Raw genomic sequence first — 15,954 nt, 5'->3', positions numbered from 1 at the left:
CCCCCATCCCGCAGAGTGGGGCGCTGTCGAATCAGAGCATAGCTCGGAAGGCAACGCGCTGCCTGATGACGTCAGAACAGAACCAGCATCGGCTCCGCCCGATTCTTTCCAGCAACCAGACACCAACCGCCTGGTTCGTTCATGTCGCCCAATGTCAGACCGGAATGAGGGGAACCCTGAGGGTTGGCGCCCATCCGACGGTGCAGCAGCCACTGCACCGTGCTCTCCGTGGTCGCCGTCGAGATCGGCTCGTCGCTGCGCCGTGCCGTCGCGTAGTCGATGATCAGGCCGGCCTGCCCGGCGACGTAGGTCTCGAGCCCGCGCAGCAATGCCGCCACCTTCGCCGCGGCGGCCAGTTCCGCGTCGGGCATGCCCTCGAGCCACGCCAGTGTCTCGCCGATGAGATCGAGAGCGCGCCGCACCTGGCCGTGCCAGAGACGCCATCGGATGCGCTCGACCGCGTCGGCCAGCCGTGCGCCGTCCTCACGCTCTTCCGGCGTGTCGGCCGACCAGCCCTTGGCCGCCTGCGCCACATGCTGGATGCGCATGGCAAGATGAAATCAGTCGAGCACATGGTTGATCGGACCGATGCAGGCCGCCTCACCGAGCGAGCGCGACCCATCGGCGCCATCACTCAGGATGGTCACCGGCGTTCGCGACGTCGCGCCGAGGCGGAGCAGCACACCCCGCAACTGTTGTTGCTGCCGGTCCGCCTCGGCCGGCACGCTGCTGAACACGACAGACTTGCCCTCGTCGCCGCTGATCTGGGCAACAAAAACCTCGAAGGAGCGCACTTGGTAGCGGCGCACCGACCGCAGGTGGCCGCCGTCAATGGCGAGCGCAATCGAACTCGCCTCAGGTACCGCAGCGGGCGGTTGAGGAAGCGTGGGTGTCGCGCGCTCGAGCCGGGCACCAACCCGCAGGGTTCGCTGCCGCGTGGTCTCGACCGCGGGGGCATGCTCCAGCGGGAAAAACTCGCCCAGCAGCTTCAGGGCTCGGCGGTAGGGCAGCGCGGCACCCATGGCGGCAACGACGCGCTCATACTCCGGCGTGCAACGGTCGGGCATGATCTCCGCCACCGGCGTGATCGCCCGCCGGCAGGCGACACCGCACCGGCACGGGCCGAAGCGGGGGGGCACGCACCTCCACCACCCCGAACAGCGAGATCAATCGCCGTGGCCGCCGGTCTTTGAGCGGGCGCTGCGCCCCGCACCGGTCGCAGCGGCGCCGGCTGCGGCAGTGTTCGTCCACCTGCGCCCACCTTGTTGCACCGGTGGGCAGCATGAACGCAGTGGGCCCTACCGGCATTCGGGATCATGCGACCCGGATGTACTTCGGGCGCCCGAGCTCAAGCATACGGTTCAGCGCGTTCGTAGCTATGGCCACTTCCGTCTCCTGCCGTCCGTCAGTGCGCGAGCGCAGTCCGTCACCAATGACGCGCTTCCATCTCGAGATGTCGGACTCCACCAGAGCACGGAAGTTGTAGCCGGAGGCCTTCTGCCAGCCCATCCGGCCGCGCTCGGCAATGCATTGTAGATGCGCGTCCCGCTGCGTCGGCGCGATCTCGGCGGTGGCGCTCGGCACAGCGCTCGAGCGCGGCGGGATGACGACAACTGCGTCGGGATGCCGCGCCGTGACCTCGGTGTGGACGTCGTCCCGGTCGAAGGCGCCGTCGGCGGTGAAGGACACCACCGGGCCATCAATCTGGTCGAGCAGGGGGCCGACCAGCGAGCCGTCGTCGGCATCCTTGTCGGTCAGCGCCGACGCGACAATGTAACCAGTGTCGGCATCCGTGGCCAGGTGGAGCTTCCTCCACGACCGGCGCCGCTGGGTGCCGTGCTTCTCCTCCAACCAATCGCCAGGGCCGCACAGCCGTAGCCCCGTGCTGTCGACCAGCAGGTGCACGGGGGTGCGCCCGCAACGCGGCCGCGGCACCTCCAGCGTCTCCGCCCGGCGGCTCATGGTGGCGCGCAGCGTCAGGGCGGTGGCGATCGCCAGGTTCGAGTACTTCGGCTGGCCGCCTCGGCCGGTGCGCACCTCGGCTCGCCAGCCCTGGATCGCCTCCTCCGAGAACCACACGATGAGGCTGCCGCGGGCACGCAGGCCGGCCTCGTATTCAGCCCAGTTGGTCACCTTCTGGCGCTGTCGCGGGATATGGTGCCGGCGATCGGCGTTGGTCTTGAACGGCATGGCGGGCCTTCCTCACTGTTCGAGGGCTCGCCCCCATGCCAGCCTATTCAAAGGCGCCCGATTGAGCGACCCGTGCACCAAGCTGCCGGCAGGCCTCTTTCATCGATCATGGCCGCTTCGACTTCGATACCGGACGCGGCGCTATCGAACGCCGCCGGGAGCCGGCGGGCTGGTCCGAAGCTGCCACGGGCGTTCCGCCTCCGTGCACGACGGCGCGCGGCCTTCCCGCCTTTGGCGATCTTGCGGCGCTTGGCTTGACCGTCGATGGAGCAGCGGCAGGTCCGATCTTTGTCGCGCCCTTCCGTGGCGCCGTCGGCGTCTGCTTCCCGGCCACCTTTTTGGCACCTGCCTCGCCGGGCTTGGCGGCGCGCGGTGTGGCCTTCGGCACGGCCGGCGGGCTGCGCACGCGGGATGCCGCGGGCTTCCCGGGCTGCCGCACGGCCCCGGGCGCGCCCGCCGTGTCGATGTCCAGGCCGAACAGCGCCGCGACCTGGTCTTCCTCCAGCACCCTGCCGGCGGCAGGCACCGCCTTCGCCATCGGCAGGTCCGTCCCGATGCCGGCCACCAGCTCCGCCTCGTCGACGGCACGCAGCCGGAACAGCAGCTCCGGCTTGTGGTCCAGCCGCGCCCCGACGCCGTACAGCACCGCCGCCACGTGCTTGCAGAGCGACGCGTTGTCCGGGCAGCTGCAGGTGAAGCGAATCTCGGACGGCCGCGGGAACAGCCCGCCCTGTTGGCGGCAGAGGCGCTCCATGACCGCCTTGGAGAACCGTGCCTGCAGGAGCTCGACAAGGGAGTCGATGCGCCCTGCACAGTCGGCGCAGATCCGCCGCCAGGCCGTCACTGGGAGCCGCCCGATGCGCACCGTGATCCGGTACAGCTCGGACCCGTTGACCAGGGCCGTCACTTCGCCCGGCGCGATCTGCAGGTCGAGCACCGAGCCATTGCGCAGGTAGGTGCGGCCGCGTGGCAGGCGGCTCTCGTAGTCCCGGTAGGACTCCATGTTGTCACACCATGCCTTGCCCCAGGCGGTGGTGGCGATCGCGCGCCCGGAGATCGCCACCGGCGCCAGCACCTGCCCCTTCCGGTGCAGCCGTTCCGCGATCCGCGCGGCCTTGCGCCGGCGTTCCGCGACCGGGACGTACGGGGGCCATTCTCCTTCGTAGTCGCGCGACATCGGCGTCAATCCCGCATTGCGGCGTTCAGGTCGAGGGCAACCAGCCGCAGCAGCGCCGCGTCGGTCATTCCGGTGAGATCGATCTCGTCACCGCCGGCCAGTACGATATCGGACAGCTCCCGCTTCGATGCGAGCAGGTCCGCAATCCGCTCCTCGACGGTGCCGCGGCAGACGAACTTGTGCACGAGGACGTTCTTCCGCTGGCCGATCCGGTAGGCCCGGTCGGTGGCCTGATTCTCGACCGCCGGGTTCCACCAGCGGTCGAAGTGCACGACATGCGACGCCGCCGTCAGCGTCAGCCCGGAGCCGCCGGCCTTGAGCGACAGCACGAAGAACGGCGAGGCCTCGGACTCCTGGAAGCGCCGCACCAGCGCCTGCCGCCGCCCCACCGCGGTTCCGCCGTGCAGTACCAGACCAGCCCGGCCGAAGATGCCCTCGAGGAACGCCGCCAGCGGCGCCGTCGCCTCGCGGAACTGCGTGAAGACCAGCATCTTCTCCTGCCGCGCCGCCGCCACCTCGGCGATCTCGCGCAGCCGGGCGAGCTTGCCGCTGTCCGCCTCGGCCCAGCCGTCGTCGTCCAGCCACTGCGATGGGTGGTTGCAGATCTGCTTGAGGCGCAGCAGCGTCGCCAGCACGACGCCCCGCCGCCGGATCCCGTCGGCGCCCTCTGCCAGGTCGCGCGCCAGATCCTCGACCACACGCGCATACAGGGCCGCCTGGCGCCGGCTCAGGTGGCAGTGCGCCGTCACCTCGGACTTGTCGGGCAGATCGGCGATGATCGAGCGGTCGGTCTTCATGCGCCGCAGGATGTAGGGACGTGTCAGCTCGCGCAGCGGGCCATAGGGATTGTGCGCCCGCTCTGCCAAGCCCTTGGTGTAGCTGCCGAACTGCCGCGCCGTCCCGAGCAGGCCCGGGTTGATGAAGTCGAAGATCGACCACAGGTCGCCGAGGCTGTTCTCGACCGGCGTTCCGGTCAGCGCGATCCGTGCCTGGGCCTTCAGCGCCTTCGCTGCCCGGGTCTGCTTGGCGGCCGGGTTCTTGATCGCCTGCGCCTCGTCAAGGATGGCCAGGCGCCAGCCGATCCCGGCGAGCGCGGGCAGGCGCAGCAGCGTGCCGTAGCTGGTGATGACCAGGTCCAGCTCCGCCGCCTCGGCCGCCGTGAAGCGCCTGATCTCCTCGGGCGGCATCACCGACGGGTGCACGACCCGAGCCTGCAGATCAGGGGCGAAGCGCGCGATCTCCGCCGCCCAGTTGGCCAGTAGCGAGGCTGGGGCCACCAGCAGGCAGGGCGCCAGCCTCGTGCCTTGGGCGCGCTGCCGCTGCACCAGCAGCAGCGCCAGCACCTGGATCGTCTTGCCGAGCCCCATGTCGTCGGCGAGGCAGGCCCCGAGGCCGAGGCCGGACAGCAGATGCAGCCATTGCAGGCCGGCCTGCTGGTAGGGCCGCAGCGTGCCGCGCAGCGCCGCGCCGGGGTCGATGCTGCCCGCCTTCGGCGCCCGCAAGGCGCGCAGCGTCTCGGCCAGCCAGGGCCCGGCGGTCACCCGCGACCATTCGGCCGCCGAGGCGGCGTCGGCCACCTCCCGGGTGAGGCCGGCGCCGGCCAGCAAGCGCATCGCCTCTGCGAAGCGCAGCCCCTCCTTCCGCGCGAGCTCCTCCGCCGCTCGGGATTGCGCCAGGGCGCGGCCGAGCCGCTCGCGGTCGACCTCGACCCAGCGGCCGCGCAGCAGCACCAGCGTGTCGGTGCCGGCGAGTAGCCGCTCGATCTCGGCTTCGCTGAGCGCCTCGCCATCCAGCATCACCGCCAGGGAGAAGTCGAGCAGCCCGTCCAGCCCCAGCTTCGACGGCGCGCGGTCGCCAACCGTGGCGGTGACCTGCGGCCGCGCCGGGCGGCCGGCCTGCCACCCCGCCGGCATGCGCAGCACCACGCCGGCGCGCTCCAGCTCGGGCGCGCTGGCCAGCAGGCGCGCGGCCTCCTGCGGGCTCCAGCGCAGGGGGTGGAAGATCTCGCCGCTCTCGACCATCGGCCGCAGCCAGGCGCAGCTCTCGGCGGCGCGCTGCACCGGCAGCAGGAGCGAGAGCAGCCTGGGGCGGTTCGCGGCCCCGCCGTACTCGCGCAACGCCTGGCCCAGCGGCAGGTGCTGCACCCTGGCCTGAGCGGAGAGCCGCGAGGCATAGGTCGCCAGGAAGGCGAAGGGCGCCTCGGGATCGCGGCGGTTCTCGGCGAGGTTGAAGTGCACTCGACCGACCAGGTTCCAGGCCGGGTTCAGCTGCCTGAGCAGTTCCTGCAGCCCGGCCCCGGAGGCGGCCAGGGCGTCCGCGAGCGCCCTCGCCAGCGCGGCCCAGAGCTCACGCAGCACCTCGGCGGTCAGGTACTCGGCCCCCGGCATCATCGGCGCGGTCAGCACCAGGGCATCGAGCTCCGCCCGGTCAGGCGCCGGCACCTCGGTCGGCACGACCGCGTCGGCCGACCCACCCTCGGCACCGGCGGTGTGCGTGCAGAGCGTCGCCACGTAGCGCGCGGCGAAGTCACGCCACCAAACGAAGGCGGGCGGCAGCACTTGGCCGGCCTCGCCAGCCCCAAGCCGCAGCAGCCCGTCGCCGCTGCCGCGGGCGAAGGCCTCGCCCAGCCGCATGGCCACGGCCTCGTCCAGTTCGGGCGCGTCGGCGACAGGCTCGCAGACCAGGCGGCCCTGGGGGGTGAGGCGCAGGCCGAGATGGGACATGTCGGCGGCAACGGTCACCAGAAAGGCCGCGGCCATGCAAGCCGGTGGCCGCAGCGGTGCCGGAACCGTCAGGCGGCCTGTTCGGGCGCGAGGTTCACGGTGATACCGACCTCTGGGGGCCTTGCCCGGAGCTGGATGGGCCCGAAGGCCGCGTCCTGATCGAGCGCAGCGGCGCCGTCGCGGGCCAGCTCCAGGCCGGCCAGGAGCGTGCTGGCCAGCGCCGCCCGGCGCTGCAGGCGGTCGCGCCCCCCCTCCCCTGGCGGCGGCAGGAAGCGCGCGAGCGGCGCGCCGTGCGGCAGGCCGGGCAGCAGCCGGCAGAGCCGCGCCAGCGCATCCGGCACCCGCCAGAGGGCGGGGGGCTGCGGCCGATAGACCCGCTCGTGCAGCGGCAGCTCCAGCAGTTTGAGGCAGGCCCGCAGCAGCTCGGTAAGGTCGGCCGCCGGCAGCGCCGCGGCCGCGGCCGCGGGCTCGGCCTCGCCATCCTCGTCATGCCGGAGGGCTTCCTCACGGCCCCGCCGCAGGCCGCCGCCATGCCACCGCGCGCCGGAGACCCGGTCTGGGCGGTGGGCCCGCACCGGCTTGGACGCGCCGTTGCCGTGGGATCGGTGGTGTCGCCCTCCCGCCTCCTGCCCGGCTCCGGCCCGGGCTTCGTCGCCCGCCTGCCAGCGCTGATGAGCTATTCCGGTGGCCCGGTGGTCGACCGGGACGGCAGCCTCGTGGGGATCGTGACCGCGGCCATGCAGGAAACCCTGGCCGCCGAGCTCGCGGCCCTGCTCACCGGGGTGGACCTTGGCGGCCTCGCCTTCGGCACCGAGCGGCGCGTCTTCGTCCTCGACGCCGATGCCGTGCTGGCCGAGGCTCGGTGCCTGCTGGAGGCCCCGCATCCCTCGGGCTCCGCATGGCGAGCCGGATGCCGGCATAGCCCATAGGCTCGCAGCCGAGACCGAGCTTCAGAACGTCCGGTAGATGCTGCACCGCTGACCGGGCGGTATGTAGGTCCTCACCGGCTCGGAGGTCTGGTCTGGCCCAACCCAGCTGAGCTCGGCTCCCGGCGGCCGCGGTGTCACGATGATCTCCCGCGCGCGCACCGCGATCACGTCTGAGGCAGAGGGGTTCTGGGCGGTGCCTTCCGCGGGCGTGGCCGGGGTGCAGGCGATGGCGAAGAGCGGGGTATTCCCGGAGGCCGCGCCGGGCCGCTGGTCGACACAGGCGGCCAAGAGCATCGGCAGGGATGCCGCCAGCCAGAGGAGGGGTTTCGCCATGCTGACCTCGGCAGGTGCAGGGTGGAGCCGGTGTGCGGCACTCGGTCGGGAGCCACCCAGCAGGGTACCACCTGGCGAGGACACCTCCTGCGTGGCGCTGCGCCTCACGCGCCCCACCGCCAGACTGGCATTGCAGAGTCTGGCCGCTTCTGTCCGTGCTCGTACCCGCTGGTCCGCCTTGCCTGGGACGTCCTGACCGGCAGCAAAAGAGCATTGTTCCTGCCGCTGATCCGTGATGGCGTGCTGCCATTGGGACAAGGGGGGAGACTATGCCCATGGCGAAGACGGCGAAGACCGCAACGATGAAGCCAGCAAAGGCCGGCCCAGCGAAGCAGCCGGCCGTCTCCGAGGTACCGGCCTCGCGCAAGGCCGCTCCGACAATGGCCACGGCCGCCGCGACAGCCACGATCAGCCTGAAGCAGATGGCGGCTGGCCTGGCAGAGAGCCATGAACTGCCGAAGCGGCAGGTCGAGGCCCTGCTGGGTGAGTTCGTCCAGACCTTCAGCAGGCACCTCAAGAAGGGCAGCAAGATCCGGCTGAATGGCCTCGGGATCTTCCAGGTCCGCGCCCGGCCGGCGCGGATGGAGCGCAACCCAGCCACCGGCGAGCCGATCAAGATCAAGGCGAGCAAGAAGATCGCCTTCCGGCCAGCCAAGGAGCTGAAGGAGGCAGTCTGACCGGCATCGCCACCGCCGTAGGAAGACGCGAATGGAACGACACTATGGCTGGGTCATCGTCGCCGTCGGGGCGCTGATGGGCTGCATCGGCATGGGATCGATGTTCTCCCTCGCCGTCTTCCTCGATCCCATTGCCATCGGGACGGGCTGGTCGCGCGCCGGCATCTCCGCCTCGATGACGGTCGCCTTCCTGGCGATGGGGGCCGGCGCCTTCGGCTGGGGCTGGGTCAGCGACCGCCACGGTCCGCGGATCGTCGGCATCGCCGGCGGGCTGCTGCTGGGCACCGGGCTGGTGCTGGCCAGCCGGGCGACGAGCCTGCTGGCCTTCCAGCTGGCCTACGGCCTGTTCCTCGGGGCGGCGGTCGGCGCCTTCTTCGCGCCCATGATGGCGACAGCCAGCGCCTGGTTCGATCGCCAACGCGCGCTCGCCATCTCCCTCGTCTCCGCCGGGCTCGGCATGGCGCCGGTGACCGTCGCGCCCTTCGCGCAATGGCTGCTCTCCGGCCATGACTGGCGCACTGCGCAGCTCGTGATCGGGCTGGTCGCCTGGGCGGTCCTGCTGCCGGCCGCGCTGCTGCTGCGCCGCCCGCCGGCGATGGCCCTGGCCGCCTCCGCGACTGCCGTGCCGGCGAGCGAGGGCTTCACCGCGCGCCAAGCCCTGGGCAGTCAGCAGTTCGTGGTGCTCGCGGCGACCTTCTTCGCCTGCTGCCTCGCGCATGCCGGGCCGATCTTCCATGTGGTGAGCTACGCCACGGTCTGCGGCGCGTCCGCCATGGCCGCCGTCAGCATCTACAGCCTACAGGGCCTGGCGGGGCTCGGCGGGCGCCTGTTGCTGGGCGTGCTCGCCGACCGCCACGGCGCCAAGCCTGTGCTCATCGGAGGGTTGCTGCTGCAGGCGCTGGCGATCGGCGCCTTCCTCCCGGCCCGCAGCCTTGGGGAGTTCTACGCCGTCGCCGCAGTCTTCGGCCTCGCTTATGGCGGGGTGATGCCGCTCTACGCGGTGCTGGCACGCGACTACTTCGGCCCACGTATCATGGGCACGGTGTTCGGCGCCGCGACCATGGTCTCCTGCCTCGGTATGGCGGCGGGGCCGGCGGTCGGCGGCTGGATCTTCGATCGCTTCGGCAGCTACGCAGGGATGTACCTCGGCTCCCTGGTGATCGGGCTCGGGGCGGTCGCGATCGCCTTCACCTTCCCGCCACTGCCTCGGATGCGGCCTGAGCGCCTGAAGCCGGCGTAGCACGTCAGCAGGGGCCGATGGCGGCGAGCGCGGCCGTAATCAGTTCCGCGTTCGGCCAGCAGCCGCTCGGCGTACCGGGCCGGCATGGTAGTCGCCGGAAGCAACTCCTTGGTGCGCCTCGCCCTACCGGGATGGGTGGTTCGCCGTGGCCGCGAACCGAGTTCTTTCCCAGACTGTGAGCCTTGCGGCCATCCGAGAGGCTGTCTGCATCGCCGAGCGCACATCCGCCTCGGTGCCGGAGCCGATGATGCTGGCTCCGTCGGCGGCACCGCGGAGGACGAGAAACCGTACCAGCGCGCCGGCTGTCTCTGGCTTTTTGACAACCAGCCGGAAACCGCCAATCTCGGCTGCCAGAACCCCATCCGGCTCAAGCCGCCAGACATCCTGGAGCGCTGCCATCGGGGCCTCCCAGGGGCGTCGCGTCTGCCGCCCGTCGCAGCGGCAGCTTAAACGAATCCGGACCCAGCGCGGCTGGAATATTAAACAATCGCACTCATTTTACGGCGCCACACCGGCGCGCGATGATTTGACCGTTCTGGCGGCTTCCTGTCGGCATTTCGCTACGCTCGCCGAGTTGGGGTTGGGGCACGCTGCTTGGCGCGGCCGAGCCGGCCAAGCGGAGCATGCTGGCGGCGAGCGGCCGCACCATGGATACCGGCCACTCGAAGAATAGCTGGATGGGACGCCGCGGGGTTGGACCGGCGGCTTATCCGCGCGACTTGGCCGCCCGGGCCCGCCGGATTCGTTCTCGCTCGGCACGGTCCTCCTCGATCAGCCGCAGCACATCCTCCGGGATTGGCTCCGCCACGACAGCGTCGAAGGCCTCGCGCAGGCAGCGCCGGAGCCAGAGGTCGAAGGGGTCGTCCTCCTGCCCAGTAGCAATGGCGGCTGCCTGGCTCAGCTCTCTGCCTCCCGCCGCCAAGTCGTCGGCTGCTATGCCCGTCACATTCCTTGCTTTGCTCGGCATGGTCACGTGTCCTGCCGGTCATCCTGCGGACAACGCACAGGGCGGAACTGCGCTTCGCCCTGCCCCATCGGGCAGGCATGGGCAGTGAAGCCTGGCGCTGGCGATGAGGGGCAGCTTGGCCGCGTGGGCATCGCGGAGCACCGTCAGGGCAGGTTAGCGGCCGGTCTCCTCCAAACTGCCGCAAGGCTGGACCGCTGATGGGCCTCTGGTCAGCGCGGGATCGCAATGTTGTGTTGCGGGAGATGCGTAATCTAATTTGATGAAGTTTTTAGGATTGACTATCAACCGTTCAAGAATGCAAGATTGTCTCACAATTGAGCATGTCTAGCAACGGCAGCGCATCTTTCCCCCGGAGAGCCCATGTCCACCTCCCGTCCCATCCTGATCATCGAAGATGACGCGGCGCTCCGCACCACCCTGGCCGAGCAACTCGCCCTGGACGGCAGCTTCGCCGCCGACCAGGCGGAGAGCGCCGCCGAGGCCGAGGCCAAGCTGGCCATCGATGGCGCCCGGTTCGACGCCATCCTGCTCGATGTTGGCCTGCCCGACGGTGACGGCCGCGATCTCTGCGCCAAGCTGCGGCGCGACGGCCTGCGCATGCCGGTGATCATGCTGACCGGCGCCGATGCCGAAGCCGACGTGGTGCGCGGCCTCGATGCCGGCGCCAACGACTACATCGCCAAGCCCTTCCGCGCCGGCGAGCTGCTGGCCCGCGTCCGGGCCCAGCTCCGGGTCCTCGACAACAGCGAGGACGCGGTCTTCACCATCGGGCCCTACCTGTTCCGCCCCGCCGCCAAGCTACTGCTGGAACCGGCCCGCAACCGCAAGATCCGCCTGACCGAGAAGGAATGCCTCATCCTGAAGTACCTGTATCGCGCCGGCAGCAAGCCGGTGGCGCGGCAGGTGCTGCTGAACGAGGTCTGGGGCTACAGCAGCGCGGTGTCGACCCACACGCTGGAGACCCACATCTACCGGCTCCGGCAGAAGATCGAGCCGGACCCGACCAATGCCCGGCTGCTGCTGACCGAGGGCGGTGGGTACCGCCTCAACCCAGCCGAGAAGCAGGCGGTGGCAGCCTGACCAGCGCCTCCGGGCGGGTGACCGCGCCCGCCTGGAGCCGCCGCCATGCCGCCCAGGGCAGAGCCTGGGCACCCTCCATTCTGGGCTTCCCCCATGGCCGAGATCCTGCCCTTCGCCGCCAGAACCCCGCCGAGCGGAATCCGTCAGGATCCTGCCTGCCCCTCCGGCGCGCCAAGCCAAGCACCCGGCACACCGGCGGGCGACCCCGGCAACGATGGATGGGCGGAGAATGATGAACCTGGCGGCGTCGGCCTTGGGCTGGTGGCTCGGCTAGCGGCGGTGCCGGCCCGCACGCTCGCCGAGCTTGCCCGCAAGGCCGAGGTGCTGGTGGCGCGCCTGGCACCGGAGGGCGAGGAGGATTCCGGGCTTTGCGCGGCCGAGGTGGCGCTGCTGCGGTCCATGCTGCACGACCTCCGGGCCGTCGCTGACGACATCGGCTTCGCGCTGCGCGGCGAAGGCCTGCTGATGACGGCCGCAACCGAGTAGGGAGTGCCGCTGCCGGGATCCGCTTCAGCGAAGTCAGAGGGGCGAGGCATCCGCCTGCTGGCTTCGCGCTATCCTGTGCCGTCTTGCCGCAACGGCGCGATCCGTCGCCTGTGTCGCGCTCCGAGGGCTTTGCTCCAGGACGCGAACTGCGGCCGTCAGCATGGTGAGGTCAAACGGCTTGAGGAACACCCGCTCCCAAGCGGCGACTTGATGACCGGCAAGCTTTTCGGGGCTGCCTGTCGCGTAGACAACCTGCAGGTCCGGCAACCACTGCCGAGCCTTGGCTGCCAACATGAGCCCGTTATCACCGAGGCCAAGATCCAGGTCGGTGACGAGGACCGTGATGCTATGAGCCGGCTCCTCCAGCAGGGCAAGCGCCTCCTCTGCATCGCCCGCCTCGACAATCTGGAGCCCCGCCTCCTCGAGAAACTCGCACATGGTCAGACGCACGATCGTGTCATCCTCAACCAGCAGTACAGTCATCGGTTGTCCTGTCGCGGAGTGGTTCCGTTTCAGGATGATCCCAGTGTGAAGAGCCGTGACTTCACGGCCTGATGATGCACGCAGACTTTACACGCATAAGCTGTGTTACTGCCAACGGCACAACTAGGGGCTTTAATGGCGCATGATGCGGCCTTTGGGTGTCGGCCCATGCAAGCCGGACGGGAGCGATATGGTCCGGGGCGGCGCCACTCTCGCCTGAAATCCCTGCAACTACCGTTGCCGCTTGCCCAGCAGGCCAGAGGTGACCTCACGGGAGGTGGCAACCCGACTTGACTCGCCGTTCCTGAGCCGCTGGCTGTGTAGACCGCGCGCCAGCTCAAACAATGACGATGAGAGAACGGAGAGACTGCTGCTGCGTTCGGCGCCCTGCGGCCCTGCCGTAGGAAACATAAGGAACGTCAGCCCATGAGGCCAACCACTGCAGCCTTGGCGCTGCTCGGCGCCACACTTGTCGCCGCGCCGTCCGCCAGCTTCGCCCAGACAGGCAGCGCGCCCGCACCAGCCGCCCGAGCCACTGACACCCCAAGGCCCAGCCAGCCGGCCGCTCCCGCCGCACGCCGCGACGACCGGACCGATACCCGCACCCCTGACGCGCCAGTGGCCGGCGCCAACAGCTTCACTGAAGGCCAGGCGCGCAGCCGCATCGAGGGTGCTGGCTACTCCAACGTCGGCGAACTTCGTAAAGACGACCAGGGCGTCTGGCGCGGCCGGGCTTCCCGCAATGGAACCGCGGCCGACGTGGCCCTCGACTACCAGGGCCATGTGGTGTCCGGCGCAGCAGCGCGTGGCCCCGCCACCGGGAGCAGCGCGACGGCGGGCGGTACTACGGCCGCCCCCTCCTCGCGCGACGGCGCGCCTGGAAACCCGCCCAGCACGGCCACAGGCCGCGCGGTGGATCGGATGCAGGGCCAGACGCCGCGTCCGGATGGCAACCCGCCCGGCACGGCCGCTGGCCGCGCGGTGGACCGGACACTCGGCACCAACAGCACGGGCGCCAATCCGCAGGGGCAGGGCACCACCTCCGGCGGGACACCGACACGCTGAACGGCTGGGCCGCTGCCGCCGCGGGCGCCCGGCCCGGTCGGGGCGGCTTCATGTCCACTCATTCCAGGAGAACTCAGCACCATGGCAACACGTACCATTGTCCGCCTGTTCGACAGTTATGCGACCGCAGCGGCAGCCATGCGCGACCTCGAAGCGGAAGGCTTCTCGCAGAACGATGTCAGCCTCGTCGCCAACAACGCCCAAGGCCAATACGGCACCACCTCCACCGTGCCGGCCCGCGATACCGACCGGGACGGCGTTGATGACCGGACCGAGAGCGGCGCCGGCACGGGCGCCGGGATCGGGGCAGTGCTTGGTGGTGGCGCCGGCCTGCTGGCGGGTATCGGTGCACTGGCGATCCCGGGGCTCGGTCCGATCGTGGCCGCCGGCTGGCTGGTGGCGGCGCTGACCGGAGCGGGCGCGGGTGCCGCAGCGGGCGGCCTGCTCGGGGCTCTGACCACGGCGGGGGTTAACGAGGCCGATGCGCATGTCTATGCCGAGGGGCTACGGCGCGGCGGCAATCTCGTGACCGTCCGGGCCAATGAGAGCCGTGCTGCGCAGGCCGAAGCGATCCTGGCGCGGCATGGGCCGGTGGACGCAGCGCAGCGCGGCGCCGACTACCGCGCCAGTGGCTGGTCCGGATACACCGACGACGGCAGCATCATCCCCACGACGCCGGACGGCACGCCGGGCAACCCGCCAGGCACGATGGCCAGCCGTGCGCTCGACCGGGCCGCTGGGACCAATGTGAGTGGTGCCTATCCGTCGCAGTCCGACGGCACGCCAGCGAACCCGCCAGGTACGGCCGCGGAGCGGGCACTGGACCGCACGACAGGAACGAACACCAGCGGGGCCAATCCCGGTCCCACGTACGGGCGCTAACCTGCTCGGAGTCCGCCGCGTTCGGGGTGGCACCCCTATCAGGGAGTGCCACCCGAACTGCGATGTTGGGTAGGGCAGGCCAGCGGACGCTGTCAGCCCGCCCTGCCCGTACCGGCTCTGCTGTCGCCCTCCACGGCCTCGGCTGCCGTGCTCTGCGCTTGCAGGGCCAGGGCGCGTACCATCTGGCTCAGCGCCTCCCGGTGCTCCTCGTCCTCGATCAGCGCAAAGTTACGCACCATCTCCAAGCAGAGCCGCTGGCGCGGCGATGCCTCCTGCAGCCCACCTCCCTCGCCCAGGCCCTCGAAGAACCAGGCGATCGGGACGCCCAGGGCCTGCGCGATCCCGAACAGCCGGCCGGAGGAGATGCGGTTCAGGCCGCGCTCATACTTGTGCGCCTGCTGGTAGGTCACGCCGATCAGCTGGGCCAGCTGGTGCTGCGACAGCCCCAGCATGATGCGCCGCTCGCGGATCCGATGGCCGACATGCCGGTCCGCCTCGGTGGCACGCTGCGTCTGCGGCTCCCCTTTCTCCTCCTCTCGGCTTTGGCGTGCACCGGCCACGGCTTTGCTCCCACCCCTGATGGCGGCAGCCTACCAAGTCATTGCGGATCGCAATGAAACATCCCCGGCATACCCGGCCGCTGCGCAGGCTTGTGACCTTACTGGGCGGCGGGCATCAGTGCCGGCGGGGCGGCGCCGGACGCGACCTTCGCCCTGCTGCACAAGCCAGCCTCTACGGCCAAGCTGACCGACCTCGTGGCGGCCCTGCTGCACCGGCGGAACCCCAGCACGCCACGTTCTGAGGAGGATCAACACCGGACATAAGCGGCTTCCTCGGCATTGCCTTCCAGGAAGTACCCGGCTTGCGCACAGCGACCGTTATGCGCGGGTCCGGCGCGGCATCGGGCTTGGGTTCACGAAGCCGATATAAGCCGGAACATTCCTTGTTGTGCCCGACACCTTCAGCACAACCTGGGGCTGTAAGGAGGGCGCGCCCATGCCACAGCAAGACGGCTTCCACAACCTGCTCGTCAGCATTCTTCCCCAGCTGCGGGCCCAGGCCATGGCTCTGACGCGGAACCGCGCCGCGGCGGAGGACCTGGTCCACGACGCCGTGGCCAATGCCTTGGCGGCCCGCGACAGCTTTACCCTGGGCACCGACTTCCGCGGCTGGATGCACCGGATCCTCTACAACCGCTTCATCAGCGTCGTCCGCAGGGCACGCGAGACAGGGTGCCTCGACGACCTTCCAGGGTCGGCCCTCGCGGTCGGCGCCGCGCAGGAGCATCACCTCCTGATGCAGGAACTGCGTGCCGCAGTTGCGCGCCTGCCGGCTGAACAACGCGCGGCACTGCTCATGGTGGCGCTGCAGGGCATGCGCTACGAGGAGGTGGCCATGGCTACGAGCTGTGCCATGGGCACGGCGAAGAGCCGAGTCTTCCGCGCCCGCCGTCAGTTGCAGGCGTGGCTGATGGGCGAAGCGCATGCCCGCGGTGCCGCGACCCGCCGCGTGCCCGGAAGCGCCGATGCCGAGGACGGTCGGACCGCGGCGGCAGCGGCTACGACACCGCCGGTCGCTTGAGGCGGTGCTTGGCTGGCCGTTTGCTTCGGCATACGGCGCGCAGAAGGGTGGCGCCAGCTTAGCGGCAGGTGGCCGCCTCGGTGAACCGCGGTCGCTTAACCGCGTCCTGCCCCGAGCAGAAGATCGGCAGAGGGGGGGCTG

Annotated in this window: 16 protein-coding genes and 1 pseudogene; 8 read left to right on the top strand and 9 right to left on the bottom strand. The window is 70.4% G+C overall.

Going from position 1 to position 15,954, the window contains the following annotated elements; translation table 11 throughout:
• Positions 1-176: 176 nt before the first annotated feature.
• The 4 genes and pseudogenes from KSF81_RS30730 to KSF81_RS27300 all read right to left on the bottom strand — a co-directional run.
• A pseudogene (locus tag KSF81_RS30730) lies at positions 177-1,257 on the bottom strand (ISKra4 family transposase); the annotation flags it as partial.
• Between the two features lie 57 nt (positions 1,258-1,314).
• Positions 1,315-2,190, bottom strand: coding sequence for an IS5 family transposase (locus tag KSF81_RS27310; protein WP_217382022.1), 876 nt, complete (start codon positions 2,188-2,190; stop codon positions 1,315-1,317).
• A 106-nt stretch (positions 2,191-2,296) separates the two neighbouring features.
• Positions 2,297-3,367: an SWIM zinc finger family protein gene (locus tag KSF81_RS27305; protein ID WP_217382021.1), complete on the bottom strand. Its 1,071-nt coding sequence runs from the start codon at positions 3,365-3,367 to the stop codon at positions 2,297-2,299.
• 5 nt (positions 3,368-3,372) lie between these two features.
• Positions 3,373-6,126, bottom strand: coding sequence for a DEAD/DEAH box helicase (locus tag KSF81_RS27300; protein WP_217382020.1), 2,754 nt, complete (start codon positions 6,124-6,126; stop codon positions 3,373-3,375).
• An 8-nt stretch (positions 6,127-6,134) separates the two neighbouring features.
• Between KSF81_RS27300 and KSF81_RS32565 the strand changes: the two genes are divergently transcribed.
• Entirely contained in the window at positions 6,135-7,019 is an 885-nt protein-coding gene (locus KSF81_RS32565; RefSeq protein WP_375293383.1) for a trypsin-like peptidase domain-containing protein, read from the top strand.
• 21 nt (positions 7,020-7,040) lie between these two features.
• On the opposite strand, the gene KSF81_RS27285 is transcribed toward KSF81_RS32565, so the two are convergent.
• A complete protein-coding gene (locus tag KSF81_RS27285; protein WP_217382017.1) occupies positions 7,041-7,352 on the bottom strand; it encodes a hypothetical protein in 312 nt (103 codons plus the stop codon).
• Positions 7,353-7,627: 275 nt separating this feature from the next.
• On the opposite strand from KSF81_RS27285, the gene KSF81_RS27280 reads away from it, so the two are divergent.
• Both KSF81_RS27280 and KSF81_RS27275 read left to right on the top strand, forming a co-directional pair.
• Entirely contained in the window at positions 7,628-8,029 is a 402-nt protein-coding gene (locus tag KSF81_RS27280; protein ID WP_305801277.1) for an HU family DNA-binding protein, read from the top strand.
• A gap of 31 nt (positions 8,030-8,060) precedes the next feature.
• The gene (locus KSF81_RS27275) at positions 8,061-9,269 is read left to right on the top strand and encodes an MFS transporter (protein ID WP_217382016.1); all 1,209 of its coding nucleotides are present in this window, start codon (positions 8,061-8,063) and stop codon (positions 9,267-9,269) included.
• Positions 9,270-9,392: 123 nt separating this feature from the next.
• Here KSF81_RS27275 and KSF81_RS27270 read toward each other — a convergent pair whose 3' ends face one another.
• Both KSF81_RS27270 and KSF81_RS27265 read right to left on the bottom strand, forming a co-directional pair.
• Positions 9,393-9,668: a hypothetical protein gene (locus KSF81_RS27270; RefSeq protein WP_217382015.1), complete on the bottom strand. Its 276-nt coding sequence runs from the start codon at positions 9,666-9,668 to the stop codon at positions 9,393-9,395.
• 307 nt (positions 9,669-9,975) lie between these two features.
• The gene (locus tag KSF81_RS27265; RefSeq protein ID WP_309139773.1) at positions 9,976-10,215 is read right to left on the bottom strand and encodes a hypothetical protein; all 240 of its coding nucleotides are present in this window, start codon (positions 10,213-10,215) and stop codon (positions 9,976-9,978) included.
• Positions 10,216-10,596: 381 nt separating this feature from the next.
• Here KSF81_RS27265 and KSF81_RS27260 point away from each other — a divergent pair, with 381 nt between their 5' ends.
• Together KSF81_RS27260 and KSF81_RS27255 are read left to right on the top strand one after the other, a co-directional pair.
• Positions 10,597-11,316: a response regulator transcription factor gene (locus KSF81_RS27260; protein WP_217382014.1), complete on the top strand. Its 720-nt coding sequence runs from the start codon at positions 10,597-10,599 to the stop codon at positions 11,314-11,316.
• Positions 11,317-11,595: 279 nt separating this feature from the next.
• Positions 11,596-11,802 carry a hypothetical protein gene (locus KSF81_RS27255; protein WP_217382013.1) on the top strand — a complete coding sequence of 69 codons (207 nt, stop codon included), beginning with the start codon at positions 11,596-11,598 and terminating at the stop codon, positions 11,800-11,802.
• 33 nt (positions 11,803-11,835) lie between these two features.
• Here the strand turns inward: KSF81_RS27255 and KSF81_RS27250 are convergent, their stop codons facing one another.
• Positions 11,836-12,285, bottom strand: coding sequence for a response regulator (locus KSF81_RS27250; RefSeq protein ID WP_217382012.1), 450 nt, complete (start codon positions 12,283-12,285; stop codon positions 11,836-11,838).
• Positions 12,286-12,711: 426 nt separating this feature from the next.
• Between KSF81_RS27250 and KSF81_RS27245 the strand changes: the two genes are divergently transcribed.
• Both KSF81_RS27245 and KSF81_RS30715 read left to right on the top strand, forming a co-directional pair.
• On the top strand, positions 12,712-13,350 hold the full coding sequence (locus KSF81_RS27245) for a hypothetical protein (protein ID WP_217382011.1): 639 nt from the start codon (positions 12,712-12,714) through the stop codon (positions 13,348-13,350).
• A gap of 81 nt (positions 13,351-13,431) precedes the next feature.
• On the top strand, positions 13,432-14,232 hold the full coding sequence (locus KSF81_RS30715; RefSeq protein WP_254454306.1) for a hypothetical protein: 801 nt from the start codon (positions 13,432-13,434) through the stop codon (positions 14,230-14,232).
• Positions 14,233-14,324: 92 nt separating this feature from the next.
• Here the strand turns inward: KSF81_RS30715 and KSF81_RS27235 are convergent, their stop codons facing one another.
• Positions 14,325-14,792 carry a helix-turn-helix domain-containing protein gene (locus KSF81_RS27235; RefSeq protein ID WP_309139772.1) on the bottom strand — a complete coding sequence of 156 codons (468 nt, stop codon included), beginning with the start codon at positions 14,790-14,792 and terminating at the stop codon, positions 14,325-14,327.
• Between the two features lie 436 nt (positions 14,793-15,228).
• Between KSF81_RS27235 and KSF81_RS27230 the strand changes: the two genes are divergently transcribed.
• Positions 15,229-15,813, top strand: a complete 585-nt coding sequence (locus KSF81_RS27230; RefSeq protein ID WP_217382129.1) for a sigma-70 family RNA polymerase sigma factor — start codon at positions 15,229-15,231, stop codon at positions 15,811-15,813.
• Positions 15,814-15,954 lie beyond the last annotated feature (141 nt).

Origin of the sequence: Siccirubricoccus sp. G192 (assembly GCF_019084075.1) — a bacterium.
In the GTDB taxonomy this organism is placed as follows: Bacteria; Pseudomonadota; Alphaproteobacteria; order Acetobacterales; family Acetobacteraceae; genus G192.
The sequence above is the reverse complement of the archived record's forward strand: the minus strand, read 5'-3'. Positions and strand labels throughout refer to the sequence as shown.